We start from the raw sequence: 15139 nt of genomic DNA on the forward strand, positions 1-15139 counted from the left end.
AATCGGTATATTGTGATCAACATAGTATTAACAGTATTTGTAATAGCAATTTTGGGAGAGGTCCAAATGAATGCAACCAACACGCTTTTCGTTATTCTCGCCAGCATCCTGGTATTTTTTATGATTCCTGGGCTCGCCTTATTTTATGGTGGTCTAGTTTCCAAACGAAATACTGTCAATACCATGTTGATGGTTTTCATCCCTTGTGGCTTATCCGTCGTTTTGTGGGTAATCTGCGGTTACACCTTAAGTTTTTCCGGAGGCGCTAACGGCCTGATCGGCAATTTAGACCACTTGTTGATGCACGGCATCCCGCTGGGTGAGGTTACCGCCACCAAAATACCGACTCAAGTTTTCTCACTCTTTCAAATGATGTTTGCCATCATCACCCCTGCGCTCTTTATCGGAGCGATCGTCGGACGAATGAGAACCAGCTACTTGATCAGCTTTATCCTTTTGTGGTCAATTTTGGTTTACTATCCGCTAGTTCACCTCGTTTGGGGCGGCGGCTTTTTATCAAAACTCGGCACGCTTGACTTCGCCGGCGGTACCGTAGTTCATATTAACGCCGGGATTACCGCCCTGGTTTTATCTAGCTTGGTGGGGCCGCGCAAAGAGCCAGGCTGTACCTACTCTAACCTGGCTTTGGTCTTAATCGGAACCGCCATCTTGTGGATTGGCTGGTATGGCTTCAACGCCGGCAGTGCTTTGGCCCTTGATGACAATGCCGTTACTGCGATTCTGACGACGACTGTCTCCCCCGCCACTGCGCTGCTTGGTTGGGCCGGGCTGGATTATTTATTTAACCACAAAATCACCTTAGCCGGAGCTTGCACCGGTGCGGTCTGCGGCTTAGTTGCCATTACGCCCGCAGCAGCCTATGTCGATTTAACCGGGGCGTTTTTCATTGGTTTAGGGGCAAGTTTAATCAGCTTTTCCTATATTAAGTGGCTTAAGCCGCGCGTTAAAGCCGATGATGCCTTAGATGTCTTTGGCTGTCACGGCGTCAGCGGAATTTGGGGCAGCATTGCAACCGGTTTGTTTGCGCTAAAGGGCGGACTATTTTACGGCGGCGGTTTTAAGCAAGTAGGAATTCAAATTATTGCTACTCTGTTTACGATTGTCTTCACGCTAGTCATGACTACTTTGATTGGCCTGGCCTTAAAACGCCTGATGCCAATTCGCGTCAGTCAGGCCGATGAATTTTCTGGTTTGGATGCCGCCCTGCACGGCGAACAAGTCGCTAAACTTTAAACAGCAAAAAAGCTCAGTTCGCTTGAACTGGGCTTTTTCTACATCTGCTTTAATTGGCGCAAAAAAGTACTGGCCAGCAGCCTCTTGATGTCAGCCAGACTGCCCTTGGCAAAAATTTCGGTATTTTCATCGCTGACCACGACAGTTGAACTGACTGTACTGAGGACTTGCCGCTCCCAATCGGCCATCTGGCCAGGGGCAAGCATGACCAGCATGCGGGTCACCTGACACTGGCTGCCATCCATGGCATCCATGGTAATTGCGTGACTTAAATCCAAGACCGCAAAATAGCAACGATTAACGTCGGCATTTTGCGTGTGCAGCAGGGCTAAATTGGTCTCCGGAATGCCAATTGGCGCAAGTTCTGCCCGCTCCACCAAGGCTGCAGCAACGCTTTGCTGATGTCTTACTACTTGACTGGATAAATGGAAGACTAAGTCTTGCGCTGCTCCCTTTAAGGTCTGCGTGTCTTTATGGGCCAAAAACAGCTGGCAGCTATTCAACAGATCCTGGGCAAAAGCCGCTGACTGCGCTAATAGCTTTAACTTGCGTTCGGGATTGGCATAACTGAGTTCGTGCTGGTGGTGCGGTTCAGCCAACTGATCAAGGGCAGCCTGAATTTGCTTGATCTCATTTTGCAATAACAAAGGACTAACCAAGATATACTTTCGGGCAAAACCGGGGAGTTTCAAGGTGCTCAAAATCAAGTCGAAAGCATCCAGATCCAGCCCTTCCATTTCCGAAATTTTCGAGACGACAATCTTGCCGATTGCACTAAATTCCTTCTTCAAGCGGGTTTTTAAAATCTCGCTGGTGCCGATGCCGTTTTCGCAAACTACCAAGACTTGATAAGCCTGTTCGCTCGCCTTTTTGACATATTCATTGGCAAAATACAACAGAATCAGCTGCATCTGCGCTTCAGTCATGGGATCATTGGGAAAAGCCAAGGCCCATTTTTCTTCAAGCACGCGATAAAGCTCAGGGTATTTATGCATCAACTCTTCCAAGGCGGGCGTTTTCGGGTCATAGGCAACTTCACTGTGCCGCGTTAAAAGCTGGACCACATGCTGCAATAGGCGATCAAAGAAGAGCGGATTGCGCTGAAAATTGTAGCCCACTTCGTCGCTCACTGCCCGCACGAATTCTTTTAGCTGAATGACAATCTCCATTTCGCCCTCAGAGAAATAATCGCTTTCGATCGGATTCAGCACTAAACTATTCAAAAAGTTGCCTAGGTAAATCACATCGTTACGGGTATATTCAACCTCATCATCGGCTGCCACAAACTGATACACAAGGCCTTGATATTTTAAGGAGCCATCATGCATCTTACCGGCCGGCAATTTGCGGTTTTGACTGGTTCTAAGCCGAGCAATGCCAAAAGTTAAAATCAACTGGGTCAATTGCCGATCCGAGCCAATCTTGATTTTGGGGATAATTGTGGCTTTAGCAGCTTGGTAAACTTTGGCCAAATGATCCTGCGACAGCAAATTTAAGAAATAATCTGCTGATTCTGGGGCAATTTCTTGCTTGCAATAGCGCAAAAAGTTGTAGTCATTAATTTGATTAAGCAAAATCTCGCAGGCCATGCGCCGAATCCGAGTTTCGCTCCCACTGATGGCAATCCCGACGCCCTTTTTACGAACAATCTGCAACTTATAAGGTGCTAGGGCCGGGGCTAATTTTTCCAAATCATTCTGGATGGTGGTCTCCGAAACGCTAAGCTTATCAGCAAAGTAAAAGCTCTTCCGATAGTCCGGACTCAGCAGCAGCATCACCGCCAAGGCGTTGCGCCGTTTAGGTGCAGAGAGTTCGCTCGGCATCACGCTATCAAACAGTTCGCTGCGTAAACTTTTTTGGGCTGCGGAATCACCGATTAAGCGATATCTGCTGGCTTCATTGACGATTTCTAAGTTTCGCCCCGCCAGGTATAGGCGCAAATCGCGAAATTCCCGATAAATCGTGCGCCGACTGACTTGCAGCTTTTTTTCTAAACTGGCAACTGACACGCCGTCTTCATGGTCAAAAAGTGCTGCCAAGAGCTTTGCTTGGCGCTTGGTAAACCGTGCCATTATCTTACTCCCCCATTCTTTACTGTTTAATTATATCGTTTACATTGAGCAATAACACACTTTTGGCACAAATCACTGTGCCAGACTTGGCACTGCTACCCCCTTGTGAGAATGTAACCGCCAACATACAATAATCAGTGTGAAAGCGGTTAACAAAGAAAGAAGGAAAAATCGTGCAAGCTGATACAAGTTCTAAGCCAAAGAAGAAATCTTCTTTGAAAGCAAAAGTTCAAAAATTCGGTACCGCCCTTTCAAGCATGGTGATGCCGAACATTGCGGCAATTATTGCTTGGGGCCTGGTAACTGCCATCTTCATGGAAGGTGGTTGGGCACCAAACGCAACGATTGCGAAATTAACTAGTCCAATGCTCCACTACCTGATTCCTATTTTAATCGGGTACACCGGTGGACGCATGGTTTACGATGAGCGGGGTGCTTTAATCGGTGCCATCGGGACCTTAGGGGTAATCGTCGGTGACTTAAACATCCCTGAATTCTTAGGGGCCATGATTATGGGTCCTTTGTCAGCCTGGTGCTTGAAGAAATTTGACCAAGCATTCCAAAGCAAGGTCAAGTCTGGATTTGAAATGATCTACAACAACTTCTCAAGCGGGATTTTAGGTTTGATCCTGGCCATTTTGGGAATGCTGATTGTTACGCCAGTCGTTGAATGGGGCAGCGGTTTGATGAGCTCAGCGGTTGATGCCATCATGAAGGTTCACCTCTTGCCACTAACTGCCATCATCATTGAACCAGCCAAGGTGCTGTTCTTGAACAATGCGATTGGTAACGGGATTTTGGTTCCATTGGGAATTGAACAAGCTGCCAAGGTCGGCAAGTCTGTGCTCTTCTTGCTTGAAGCCAACCCTGGTCCTGGTTTGGGAATCCTGCTGGCCTTCTGCTTCTTTGGCAAAGGCGATGCCAAAGGTTCAGCACCTGGTGCAGCAATCATTCACTTCTTCGGTGGGATCCACGAAATTTACTTCCCATACATCCTGATGAAGCCAATCTTGATCGTAGCTGCCATTCTAGGCGGAATGAGCGGTACCTTCACCTTCCAACTTTTCAACGCTGGTTTGAAAGCTGCGGCTTCACCTGGTTCAATCATTGCCGTTTTAGCAATGACGGCTAAGGACTCATACCTTGGAATTATCGCCGGGGTCTTAGTCTCAGCTGCTGTTTCATTCCTGGTTGCTTCATTCATTTTGAAGCGCGACAAGTCAACTGACAGTGGTGACTTAGCTGCTAAGCAAAAGCAAATGGAACAAATGAAGGCTGAATCCAAGGGTAAGGAAATGCCTTCAACCGATGAAGTAAGAACTTCAATTAACTCATACGCAAATGTAAACAAGATTATCTTCGCTTGTGATGCCGGCATGGGATCATCAGCAATGGGCGCTTCGCTCTTACGTGACAAAGTCAAGAAGGCTGGGATTGACAACATCTCAGTTACTAACACAGCGGTTAGCCGCTTGAAAGATGAAGCAGGACTACTAGTCGTAACGCAAGAAGAATTAGCTGAACGGGCTTTGGAAAAGACTCCAAGTGCAGTCCACGTCTCAGTTGACAATTTCTTAAGCTCACCAAAATACGATGAAATTGTTGCCAACTTAAAGGCGCTTAGCCAAGTTACTGACACTCCTGCCAGTGAGATTGGCGAAAGCAAAAAAGTAGCTGCTTCTGGCGATCAATTAGCTAAGATCGACTTCAGCTCAATCAAAGAAGTTAACTTTATCCGTCATGACCAACACCAAGGTTCAGCAACCATGGCCACTTCCATCTTCCAAGACAAGATGGCTAAGGCAGGTAAAAAGACCCCGGTTAAGGCCGTCCGCATCAATGAACTTGATGATGAAAACGACCACTTGGTAATTGCCACTAAAGCCGCCGGCAAGAACTTAGCGGTTCGCTACAGCAACATTCAAATTGTTGTGGTAAAGGATATTTTGCAAGACAAGTTATTAGATGAATTAGTCAAGAAACTGAACTAGAAAGGCTTAAGCAAATGGAACTAAAGAAAGATATGATCTTGTTAAATCAAGACGTAACCACGCGTGACCAAGCCATTCGCTTGGCCGGTCAACTCTTAGTCGATGGCGGTTGTGTGGATGAAGGCTATATCGATTCAATGATTGCGCGCAATGAAGATGTTTCAACCTACATGGGCAACTTCATCGCCATTCCCCACGGAACCGATGAAGGCAAAAAGCACATTAAGAAAACTGGTATTTCAGTAGTGCAAATCCCAATGGGGGTTGACTTCAGCAATGATGACGACGCAAATGAACAATTAGTAACGGTCGTCTTCGGAATTGCTGGACTGAACAACGAACACCTGCAATTATTGTCACAAATCGCCCTCTTCTGCAGCGACGTTTCAAATGTAGCAAAGTTGGCAGATGCTCAATCAGCAGATGAAATTATTGACTTATTACAGGAGGTTGGAAAATAGTCATGTTAGACGTACACTTTGGCGCAGGTAATATTGGTCGCGGTTTTATTGGTGAAACTTTAGCCGCAAACGGTTTTGAAATTAAGTTTGTTGATGTTAACGACACCATCATTTCCGCATTGCAAGAACGGCACGGATACGACATTGAATTCGCTGCCCCAGGTCAAAAGAAGGTACATGTTTCTAACGTTGACGGGATCAACAACGGCAAACACCCCGAAGACGTGGTTAAGGCAATTGCCAAGACCGACTTGGTAACGACAGCGATCGGTCCAAAGATTTTGAAGTTTATTGCGCCACTCATCGCTGACGGGATTGTCGCTCGTAAAGAGGCCAACAACCTTAAGCCAATCGATGTCATTGCCTGCGAAAACATGATCGGTGGTTCGCAATCATTAAAGGAATCAGTTTACGAACACCTTGATGACGAAGGCAAGAAGTTTGCTGATGAACACATTGGTTTCCCTAACGCAGCAGTTGACCGGATTGTTCCTTTGCAAAAGCACGATGACCCATTGCTGGTTTCAGTTGAAGAATTCAAAGAATGGGTTATCGACGAAAGTCAAATGAAGAACGACTCCTTCCACTTGGATGGCGTTCACTATGCTAAGGACCTTGAACCTTACATTGAAAGAAAGCTCTTCTCCGTTAACACTGGTCACGCAACTGTTGCCTACAACGGCAACTTAAAGGGCTACAAGACGATCGGTGAAGCCGTCAAGGACCCAGAAATCATTGACCTTTTGAAGAGTGCCTTGGAAGAAACCGGCTCACTTATCCTAGCTAAGTGGGACTTCACCAAGAAAGAAATGGATGACTACCACGACCAATTGGTAAAGCGGTTCTCTAACCCTTACATTTCAGACGACATTAGTCGGGTTGGCCGGACTCCGATCCGTAAATTGGGTTACAACGAACGCTTCATCCGCCCAATTCGTGAATTGAAGGAACGGGGCTTAGACTACAGCACCCTGCTTCACACGGTAGCTGCGATTTACCAATTCGACGTTCCAACCGACGACGAATCAGTTAAATTGATGCAAATGCTGAAAGACGAAAGTTTGAAGGACGTAGTTGTTGAAACTACTGGCCTCAAGGATGATCCAGAACTGGTCGATGAAATCGTCAAGGCAACTGAAGCATCAATGGCAGCAAACAAGTAATAACTGTCAACCTAAGTCAAAAAAATAAAAAAGTAAAAACTATTAATTAAACTGATAAATAATCCCATCTAGATAAAACTAAAAACAAAATAGAACTAATTTACACATCAAAAGTACTAGTTAGCGCCAATTGCCCTAGCTGGTACTTTTTTTGTTTAAGAAAACTTAAACATAGCCCTAAATTTTCTTTATGTTTTTATAGACAGATAAGTTGCCATGAGGTAAACTTAAATAGTTTGATTTGCAATATAAAGAAAAAGAGAGAGGTATTTGCAGATGCACGGTTTTATTGGTGAATTTCTTGGTACCTTCGTCCTCCTGGCTTTTGGGGTTGGTACGGGTGCTGAAATTAGTTTAAAGAAAACCCTTGGTCGTGGCGAAGATTGGATCTTTGTTACTTTCTCTTGGGGTTTAGCAATTGCTTTAGGCGTTTACGTTGCCGGCAGCTTTGGTTCTGACGGTCACTTGAACCCTGCTGTTACGTTAGCCTTTGCGATGTTCAACGGCTTCCCATGGAAGGACGTTTTGCCATACATCGCTGGTCAATTTTTAGGTGCTTTTTGTGGTGCAACCATGGCAGCAATCCACTACTGGCCACAATTTAAGGCAACTAAGACTGCTGAAGAAGGCAACAACATTGGTGTCTTCGCAACCGGAGCTACCATCAACAACCCATTATTTAACTTCTTAAACGAAGTTGGGGATACCTTCCTATTGACCTTTGTTTTGCTTAACTTAGGTAACTTTACGACTGGTTTGAAGCCAATTGTCGTTGGGTTCTTGATTATGGTAATTGGTCAAGCCTTTGGTGGAACTACTGGTTTTGCCATGAACCCAGCTCGTGACTGGGGTCCACGGTTGGCTTACACTATTTTGCCAATTCCAAACAAGGGCGATGCAAACTGGAGCTACGCTTGGATTCCAATGGTTGGGCCAATCGTTGGGGCAATTTTAGCAACTTGGCTGCACGGTCTGCTGCACCTGCTTTAATCATTTAAAAGAATTGCGTCTAGGACATCTAGGCGCTTTTCTTTTTGCTAAAATACAACTAAGGAGTTGAGCTAATGGGCGAAGTAAGGCAAACCAAGACCAAGCACAAATTGCATGAGGCTTTTTATCAGCTATTAGCCAAGAGCGGCTACCAACAAATGAACATTAAAGAGTTATGCCAAGCTGCTGGCATTAACCGAGGAACTTTTTACAACAATTATGACAGCAAGGCAGCCTTGTGGCAGGAAATTGAAAATGTCCACATTCAAAATGTCGAAGCAATTCTGTCTAAAAGTCAGGTCGCCGATGAATTTTATGCTGAAGAAATTAAAAATGTAATGGACTACTTATATAGCCAGCAGCGAGAATTTTATATCATTGCACAAAGCGACCTCTTTGTTAGTTTTCAGCAGGAATTGGTACGATTAATCCGGGCAGTTTTTCAACGCCACCATTACGGCATGAAGGATTTAATCCAATCCCGCAAATATGAAGAAGAGATCGTTTATGGCGGTATTGCGTCGATTATCTCCTTATGGATCAAAGACAATTTTCAAGAATCGCCACAAGAAATGATGCAAATCATCCTCGCCTACCGCGATCATGCCCCCAAAGAATATTTCTATCTGCAACTAAAAAATAAACCCTCACTAAAGTGAGGGTTTATTTTTCTTGACTAGTCGATCTTGCGCTTAGGGTTCAAGAGGTTCATTGGGTCAAACATGCTCTTCAATTGGTGTTGAACCATATCCACATCTTCACCTAATTCCACGTTGTTCCATTGGTTCTTCAGCATCCCTACAGCGTGTTCACCTGAAATCGTACCGCCTAATTCCAAACTCTTCTTAAACAAGTCTTGCAAGGCAGCATTCAAGTTGGCAGGGAAAGCGCCATCCTTTGGCCAAGTCAAGGTTGGGTGCAGGTTGCCTTCACCAGCATGGCCATAAGTAAAGATCTCGATACCGTACTTCTTGCCAGTTTCTTCAATGAACTTAGCCAATTCTGGCAGCTTGCTGCTTGGTACGGCCATATCTTCCATCACGGCGTTGCGGCCAGTAAAGATGGCTGGCAGCATTGCTTGGCGGACTTCAATGATCTTTGCTTGTTCATCCTTGTCGGTTGAAATCTTAACGCCATTGGCATTGAATTTAGTCAAAATATCCTTAACCCGCTTTTCGCCTTCTTCTGAGATTGAATCAATCCGGAAGATCAGCATGGAGTTACCTTGGGCTGCATAGTTGGTCCCCTTGAAAGCATCAATTGCCTTCAATGAGTTGGCATCACTAGCTTCAAGCATTGCTGGGTAAGTTCCTGACATGCGAATAGCAGCAACAGCCTTGGATAAAGTTTCCATATCCTTGAAGAAGGCCATTCCCATCAATGACTTGTCTAGCGGAATTGGCATCAACTTAACAGTTGCTTCAACAATTACGCCTAAAGTTCCTTCAGAACCAACAAATAGTTGGGCTAAGTTGTAGCCAAAGGCTTGCTTGGTCGTCTTGCCGCCTAAGTCTAAGACCCGGCCATCAGCCAGCACTACCTTTAAGCCTAAAACGTGATCACGCGTTGAACCATAACGTACCCCGCTCAAACCGCCAGCGTTGGTTGCAATGTTGCCGCCGATTCCTGACATTGGCTTAGAAGCAGGATCTGGTGCGTAGAAGAGGCCTTCTTTGCGAGCAGCTTGGTCTAAATCATTATTAATCACGCCTGGTTCAACGACTGCATAGCTATCAGCCACATTTAATTCCTTGATCCGGTTCATCTTGGCAGTTGATAAGACAAAGGAATTATCAACGGCATCAGCACCAACAACCGTTGAAGTGAAGCGGTCTTGCGTGACAACTGGAACGTGGAATTTGCGAGCGGCTTTAAACACGCCTTGAACATCTGCAACTGACGCAGCTTCGATAAAGGCAATTGCTGGTTTGTGGTCGCCTGGCAGGTTGGCACTAAAACTGCCCTTCTTTAAACTTTCTTCGTCAGTTAAAACTTGACCATCCTTAACTTGGTCTTTTAAATAAGCAATAATTTCATTTTGATCAAATGCGGTAAATACTAAAGACATTAGAAAAACTCCTTTACTTATAATAATTAGCAGTTCTGCTTGACTTACTAAAGTATAGCAACTTACTAAAAATAAGTAAAGGGGTATTTTGATTTTTTCTAACTTTTTGTAAGTACTAGCGGTAATTGGCTAAATAGTAAACCGCTAAAGTAAAGACAGCATTAAGCACCATGATGACTGATTGCATGCGCCAGGTGATCCGCAAGTAGGCGATAAATTCCCGTAAAAAAGCATTCAAGGTGAAATACCACTTGGTCTTTGCACCATAGCCAACGCAGTCCAGCCCCAACCGTTTAGCCAAAACCAAGGCACGATAGACATGGTAAGAATTAGTTACCAAAGCAAATCTTGCTCCGGGGGCCATTAATTTTGAAGAAAACAATAAATTCTCATAGGTCGTGCGAGACTCAGTTTCAGTCATGACCTGATCAGGCAAAAGATGAAAAGTAGTGACGGCGTAGTTTTTCATGGCTACAGCTTCGGGCATTTTTTCACCCGGTCCTTGCCCACCAGACATGATCAATTTGGAGCCGGGATGTTTGCGCCAAAGCTTGACGCCTTTTTTTATGCGGGCAGCCAATAAGGGGCTTACACGATCCCCATTCAACAAGCCTGCTCCTAAAACTACCACATAATCTAAATGCAGTTTATACGGATTTACCAGGTTTAAAAAGGCCGTCAGCATATACATCAAAAAGAGAAAAACCAGCCATAACAAACACAGACTGATAAACAAGTAAACGGCCATCCGCCGTGGACGATCACGGACATGCGGGATTACCCAGGCATTAATCAAGGGGAAAAAGAGCATAGCCAACCCTAAGCCGACCTCGCCCAAGTTTCCAAGACTGAAACCTTCCCGCCGAATTAAGGTGATGCCATTCCAAATCAGCATGATCATCACGGCAATCAGGGCAAGAAAAACAAATAAAACAAAGGCTAAAAACAGAATCGTCAAAAACCTGACCATAAAGTCATGATGTCTGACTGTCCGATCGGTATATTGAATTAAAATTACCCCAACCAACATAGCCAGGGCCATAACTTCGCCGGCCGCAAACGTACCGGCAGCTAGACTTCGACGATCAGTCTGCAGGATGATCGCAAGACCAATTCCAAAAAACACCGCAAGCGCGATGCAAAACATTAAAGGCAAATTGTAAGTCATTTTTCTGTACTCCCGCTTACATTACCAATTAATTACTTTTTCAGTCGCAAAGACAGCGTTATCTTGAAGAACCCATCATCATAGCCAGCTTTAATTTTTCCTCCGAAGGCATTAGTCAACTCTGAAGCCATGGATAAGCCAATGCCAAAACCACTCTTGCTGGAATTATGCGATTCATCAGCGCGATAAAAACGTTCAAAAAAGTGGCTATAATCGACATTTTTCCCGGCGGCATAACTATTTTTGACGGTCAATACTGCAGTTTGACTTAATTTTGAAGGCTTCAAGCTAACTAAAACGCGCCCGTTATCGTCACAGTACTTGGCTGCATTATCTAATAAGATATTGCACAACTCGTACAAAGTTTGCGGTTCCGCATTAACGTACAGATCAGGATCAATCTCAACCTGATATTCTTTGCCATCCTTGGACAAAATTGACTTAAATGAATTCGCTGCCTTTTGGGCAATTTCAGAGAAGTTAATCCGTGACAGCTTCAACTCATCTTTTTCGGCAAAGCGTGCTAGGCGAATCAGGCTATTAATCAAGTCGGTTAACCGGGCCACTTGCTCCTTGGTCGACTTGGTCCACTCATCATCTTTTCCCAGCATTTCTTCCATTTCCGTATTGGCAGCAATAATTGCCAAGGGCGTTTTTAACTCATGCCCGGCATTGGTAATAAAACTTTGCTGCTTGCGGTAAGCCAAAATAATTGGTTTGATGGCGCGATTGGAAAAAGCCACGATCAACAAAGCGAAAAAAGCTAAACTGACCAAGGCAATAACTATTGCCAGCCTGATCATGCTGCGCGTTGAGGACGTTAAAGGATAAGTGTCCAAGAAATAAACCGTGTAGCTGCTGCCCTTTTTAACGGCGTAATAGGCATAGCGACTGCCGTTTATCCGCATTTTGCCCCGCTTAGCAAATTTAATCTGGCGGACAATTCGGCGACTATTATCAGCAATTTGTTGATCATCAATCGCATAAATATGGGTCATATCTTTGGGCGAGACGGTTTTATTTTTTACCGTAACTGAGAAAAAGCGATACTTAAACATATTATCGGGTTTATAATTCGCCCCAAAGCTTTTATGAGCGCGTTTACTGAGCAAATTGCCGTTGTTTTTAGCCAGCACGGTTAAAACGCTATTCATTTCTTGGTCATCCCGAATCATAGAGACAGTCGTAACCCCGCCGATCAAGGCCAGCAAGACTAGAAACAGAGCCATGATTGAAATCAATAAAAATTTGCGTCTAACTTGTTTTATCATAACTAACTGCCTTTTCTAACCAGTTTAAAACTGCCACCCTTTTCTCCAACAATTTCAAAATCGGCACCGACACTAGCGAGCTTCGAGCGCAAGTAAGAAATATATACCCAAACTTCGTCTGCACTAGCATCAGCCTCATCAGCCCACAAGCGAATAAATAGTTCTTGGGTAGTAAATTCCTTGCCTTCATTCATCATGAAGACTCCCAATAAGTCGGTTTCCTTATTGGACAAGCTGATGGAATTAGTACTTGATAATTGCTGCTTTTCCGTATCCAGCTTCACGTTGCCTTTTTCCAAAACCTTCGGGGCATACTCATCGCTGCGTCTTTCTAGCGACCGCAAACGTGCCATCAATTCTTTTAAAGAAAATGGCTTAGTTAGATAATCGTCCGCTCCTGAATCAAAGCCCGTTACCCGATCATCAATTTCGGCCTTGGCAGTCAGCATGATTATGTAGGTTTTATCGCCAGCCTGGCGCAACTTTTTAACCAAAGTAATGCCATCCATAATCGGCATCATGATGTCAAAGATCATGACATCGTATGACTCATTCTTAGCCTTTTCATAAGCTTCTTGACCATTAAAGGTAGCCGTTACCTGGTATCCGACCGCCGTCATGGCCGCCTCTAAAACGTGGTTTAATTGCGGTTCATCTTCACTCAGTAAAATTTTCATTGGTCTTCTCTAATCAGCTTTCTAATGGTTTGCATACTTACATCACACGAGGCTAGATCATCTGCTACCCGAGCCAGTTCTTTGCTAATCATCTCGGGGTTCTTAATATCATGTTTATACTTCATTTCATGTTCCAAACTTGCCCAAGTATCCATAGCAATCGTCCGCAGCTGAATTTCGATGAAATACTTGCCGGGGAAGTTGCCCTCAACATCAGGGTAATTGACAGTCTTTTCCACAATCATATGATAGCTGCGATAGCCATTGGGCTTGGCATGCGTGATATAGTCCTTTTCTTTCACAATGGCAATATCAGGCTGCGCCTTCAGCAAAGCAATCGTGGTATAGATATCATCAATAAAATTAGTCACAATTCTCAGACCAATTGCATCCTTGCAGGCTCTTAATGCAGCCGTCGGGGTCTGGTCATAGCCCTTACGGTGCAATTTTTCAACCATCGAGCCTTCAGATTTAACGCGTCCCTCTAAATGTTCATAGAGTTTGGCTCCCGTCCGTTGTTGATATCCATCATTTAACTGTTTAATTTGTGCCAAAACCTGATCCAAAATAGGTTGCAGGTATTGTTGACAATCACCATAAATACTCATTAAATTTGCTAACCTCGCTTAACTACTATTTTAGCAAGAATTTGTGAAAAACTTTTGATCACAAGATCACAAAAAGTTTGGTATATCTAAAATTATACCTAAGACTTCAAAGGATTGATAAAGAAAAAACGACTGCCAACCAGTCGTCGGTAAGTCGTCTTTCATGCCAAATAATCTAATAAGTTCCATAACAAATCGCGGTTTTGCTCAGGCACGCCATGGGCCGCAATTTCATATGGAGTCTGCTCTAAAGCATTATCAGTCAACGCATAGTCACTGTCATTAACGACAATCTCGCGCAAGCCCGTTTCGGTAGTTTCCAAATGGAACTGGAGCCCAATTGCTTCATCTTGATAAATAAATCCCTGATTCCGCAGCAAGTCACTTGAGAAAAGCAAACTGCTGCCTGCGGGCAATTCAAAACGATCTTGATGCCAATGAAGCACCGTCGCCTTTTCCGGCAAGTCTAAGCCTTCATGCTTGCGACTTACAACCGGAGCCCAACCAACCTCTTTATAGGCAGCCGAGCTCACCTCAGCACCTAGAGCTTTGGCAATTTGTTGTGCTCCTAAGCAAACGCCAAAAACCGGTTTGTGCTGCGCAAGACAAGACTTAATTAACTGCCGTTCTTCCTCTAGCCAAGGAAAATCATCATTTGGACTCATCGGGCCGCCTAAAACGACCAGCATCCCCGTATCCTCTACTGTTGGCAATTTACCAAATTGATATGGGTGGTAAATATAGGTTGGGTAGCGGTGAGCCTCGGCCCACTCGAGAATCGCACCGGGACCCTCATTAGGGGTGTGCTGCAAAACATTTACTCGCATCAAATCATTCCTTTACAGGGGTTTCTTCATCGAGTTCATCCAGCTTAGCCATTAACGTATCGACCATCCACTTAAGACCTTGCTTGCGATCAATTATAGTCAAGTGGAACCGGTCCGTTCCGACATTAACTAACTCGCCCACCACGACATTCATTAGTGACCGTTTAGCCAGAACTCGTACTTTTTCCTGCTTATAACTTACCGCCAAATATTGATCAAGTAAAGTTTCATACTCAGTAGGCGTATTTTTATCCTCTTGCACCATCGTCACGATAAAAGCACTCAAACGCGGCTTCTTCAGGCCAAGTTCGCAACTGGCAGAAATAATTTGCTTAACAGCGTCCTTGCCGGTAAGTACACCAACCTGCTCTTTAATTTGTGCCACTACTTTGGTTTCGGCATCTTTGGCAATAGCCCGTTTTAAAGCAGCAACGTTCGGATAATACAGGTAAAGTGCCTGTGGGCGAGTACCCAATTTCCGCGCAAGATCAGAAAAAGTTAATGGTTGATCATGTCGAATTAGTTCGATGCTGGCATCGATAATTTTAGCTTTTGATAAGATTTGTTTTGGCATAATAACCCTCCCGAC

Annotated in this window: 14 protein-coding genes; 6 read left to right on the forward strand and 8 right to left on the reverse strand. The window is 44.5% G+C overall.

Translation table 11 applies throughout. The features are described 5' to 3' along the window. Positions 1 to 66: 66 nt before the first annotated feature. Complete coding sequence (locus tag KI210_RS00880; protein WP_212780004.1) at positions 67 to 1254, forward strand: ammonium transporter; 1188 nt, start codon at positions 67 to 69, stop codon at positions 1252 to 1254. A 38-nt stretch (positions 1255 to 1292) separates the two neighbouring features. Here the strand turns inward: KI210_RS00880 and KI210_RS00885 are convergent, their stop codons facing one another. Further along, the gene (locus KI210_RS00885) at positions 1293 to 3326 is read right to left on the reverse strand and encodes a BglG family transcription antiterminator (protein ID WP_212780005.1); all 2034 of its coding nucleotides are present in this window, start codon (positions 3324 to 3326) and stop codon (positions 1293 to 1295) included. Positions 3327 to 3499: 173 nt separating this feature from the next. Here KI210_RS00885 and KI210_RS00890 point away from each other — a divergent pair, with 173 nt between their 5' ends. The 5 genes from KI210_RS00890 to KI210_RS00910 all read left to right on the forward strand — a co-directional run bounded on the left by KI210_RS00890 (position 3500) and on the right by KI210_RS00910 (position 8590). After that, the gene (locus KI210_RS00890) at positions 3500 to 5317 is read left to right on the forward strand and encodes a PTS mannitol transporter subunit IIBC (RefSeq protein ID WP_212780006.1); all 1818 of its coding nucleotides are present in this window, start codon (positions 3500 to 3502) and stop codon (positions 5315 to 5317) included. Positions 5318 to 5331: 14 nt separating this feature from the next. Further along, positions 5332 to 5778 (forward strand): PTS mannitol transporter subunit IIA, encoded by a 447-nt coding sequence (locus KI210_RS00895; RefSeq protein ID WP_212780007.1) that lies wholly within the window; start codon positions 5332 to 5334, stop codon positions 5776 to 5778. Between the two features lie 2 nt (positions 5779 to 5780). Next, on the forward strand, positions 5781 to 6941 hold the full coding sequence (locus KI210_RS00900; RefSeq protein ID WP_212780008.1) for a mannitol-1-phosphate 5-dehydrogenase: 1161 nt from the start codon (positions 5781 to 5783) through the stop codon (positions 6939 to 6941). A gap of 276 nt (positions 6942 to 7217) precedes the next feature. Beyond that, positions 7218 to 7931 carry an MIP/aquaporin family protein gene (locus tag KI210_RS00905; RefSeq protein ID WP_212780009.1) on the forward strand — a complete coding sequence of 238 codons (714 nt, stop codon included), beginning with the start codon at positions 7218 to 7220 and terminating at the stop codon, positions 7929 to 7931. Between the two features lie 74 nt (positions 7932 to 8005). Then, positions 8006 to 8590 (forward strand): TetR/AcrR family transcriptional regulator, encoded by a 585-nt coding sequence (locus KI210_RS00910; protein WP_212780010.1) that lies wholly within the window; start codon positions 8006 to 8008, stop codon positions 8588 to 8590. 17 nt (positions 8591 to 8607) lie between these two features. Here KI210_RS00910 and KI210_RS00915 read toward each other — a convergent pair whose 3' ends face one another. The 7 genes from KI210_RS00915 to KI210_RS00945 form a co-directional block, all read right to left on the reverse strand. Further along, a complete protein-coding gene (locus KI210_RS00915; protein ID WP_212780011.1) occupies positions 8608 to 9999 on the reverse strand; it encodes an FAD-binding oxidoreductase in 1392 nt (463 codons plus the stop codon). Positions 10000 to 10114: 115 nt separating this feature from the next. Next, positions 10115 to 11167, reverse strand: coding sequence for a YdcF family protein (locus KI210_RS00920; RefSeq protein WP_212780012.1), 1053 nt, complete (start codon positions 11165 to 11167; stop codon positions 10115 to 10117). 32 nt (positions 11168 to 11199) lie between these two features. Continuing rightward, positions 11200 to 12438: a sensor histidine kinase gene (locus KI210_RS00925; RefSeq protein WP_212780013.1), complete on the reverse strand. Its 1239-nt coding sequence runs from the start codon at positions 12436 to 12438 to the stop codon at positions 11200 to 11202. A gap of 2 nt (positions 12439 to 12440) precedes the next feature. Then, positions 12441 to 13115, reverse strand: coding sequence for a response regulator transcription factor (locus KI210_RS00930; RefSeq protein WP_212780014.1), 675 nt, complete (start codon positions 13113 to 13115; stop codon positions 12441 to 12443). Continuing rightward, positions 13112 to 13723 carry a GTP pyrophosphokinase gene (locus tag KI210_RS00935; RefSeq protein ID WP_212780015.1) on the reverse strand — a complete coding sequence of 204 codons (612 nt, stop codon included), beginning with the start codon at positions 13721 to 13723 and terminating at the stop codon, positions 13112 to 13114. Before KI210_RS00935 ends, KI210_RS00930 begins: the two co-directional genes overlap by 4 nt. Positions 13724 to 13884: 161 nt before the next feature. Beyond that, positions 13885 to 14550 carry a type 1 glutamine amidotransferase gene (locus tag KI210_RS00940; protein WP_212780016.1) on the reverse strand — a complete coding sequence of 222 codons (666 nt, stop codon included), beginning with the start codon at positions 14548 to 14550 and terminating at the stop codon, positions 13885 to 13887. 4 nt (positions 14551 to 14554) lie between these two features. Next, positions 14555 to 15124: a TetR/AcrR family transcriptional regulator gene (locus KI210_RS00945; RefSeq protein WP_212780017.1), complete on the reverse strand. Its 570-nt coding sequence runs from the start codon at positions 15122 to 15124 to the stop codon at positions 14555 to 14557. Positions 15125 to 15139: the final 15 nt, after the last annotated feature.

Origin of the sequence: Lactobacillus corticis (assembly GCF_018327645.1) — a bacterium.
Taxonomy (GTDB): Bacteria; Bacillota; Bacilli; order Lactobacillales; family Lactobacillaceae; genus Lactobacillus; species Lactobacillus corticis.

What these genes read in the sequence shown, in the direction of transcription:
- KI210_RS00880 (WP_212780004.1), top strand. Translation starts at nt 67, where the DNA reads ATGAATGCAACCAACACGCTTTTCGTTATTCTCGCCAGCATCCTGGTA.
- KI210_RS00885 (WP_212780005.1), bottom strand. Translation starts at nt 3,326, where the DNA reads ATGGCACGGTTTACCAAGCGCCAAGCAAAGCTCTTGGCAGCACTTTTT.
- KI210_RS00895 (WP_212780007.1), top strand. Translation starts at nt 5,332, where the DNA reads ATGGAACTAAAGAAAGATATGATCTTGTTAAATCAAGACGTAACCACG.
- KI210_RS00900 (WP_212780008.1), top strand. Translation starts at nt 5,781, where the DNA reads ATGTTAGACGTACACTTTGGCGCAGGTAATATTGGTCGCGGTTTTATT.
- KI210_RS00905 (WP_212780009.1), top strand. Translation starts at nt 7,218, where the DNA reads ATGCACGGTTTTATTGGTGAATTTCTTGGTACCTTCGTCCTCCTGGCT.
- KI210_RS00910 (WP_212780010.1), top strand. Translation starts at nt 8,006, where the DNA reads ATGGGCGAAGTAAGGCAAACCAAGACCAAGCACAAATTGCATGAGGCT.
- KI210_RS00915 (WP_212780011.1), bottom strand. Translation starts at nt 9,999, where the DNA reads ATGTCTTTAGTATTTACCGCATTTGATCAAAATGAAATTATTGCTTAT.
- KI210_RS00920 (WP_212780012.1), bottom strand. Translation starts at nt 11,167, where the DNA reads ATGACTTACAATTTGCCTTTAATGTTTTGCATCGCGCTTGCGGTGTTT.
- KI210_RS00925 (WP_212780013.1), bottom strand. Translation starts at nt 12,438, where the DNA reads ATGATAAAACAAGTTAGACGCAAATTTTTATTGATTTCAATCATGGCT.
- KI210_RS00930 (WP_212780014.1), bottom strand. Translation starts at nt 13,115, where the DNA reads ATGAAAATTTTACTGAGTGAAGATGAACCGCAATTAAACCACGTTTTA.
- KI210_RS00935 (WP_212780015.1), bottom strand. Translation starts at nt 13,723, where the DNA reads ATGAGTATTTATGGTGATTGTCAACAATACCTGCAACCTATTTTGGAT.
- KI210_RS00940 (WP_212780016.1), bottom strand. Translation starts at nt 14,550, where the DNA reads ATGCGAGTAAATGTTTTGCAGCACACCCCTAATGAGGGTCCCGGTGCG.
- KI210_RS00945 (WP_212780017.1), bottom strand. Translation starts at nt 15,124, where the DNA reads ATGCCAAAACAAATCTTATCAAAAGCTAAAATTATCGATGCCAGCATC.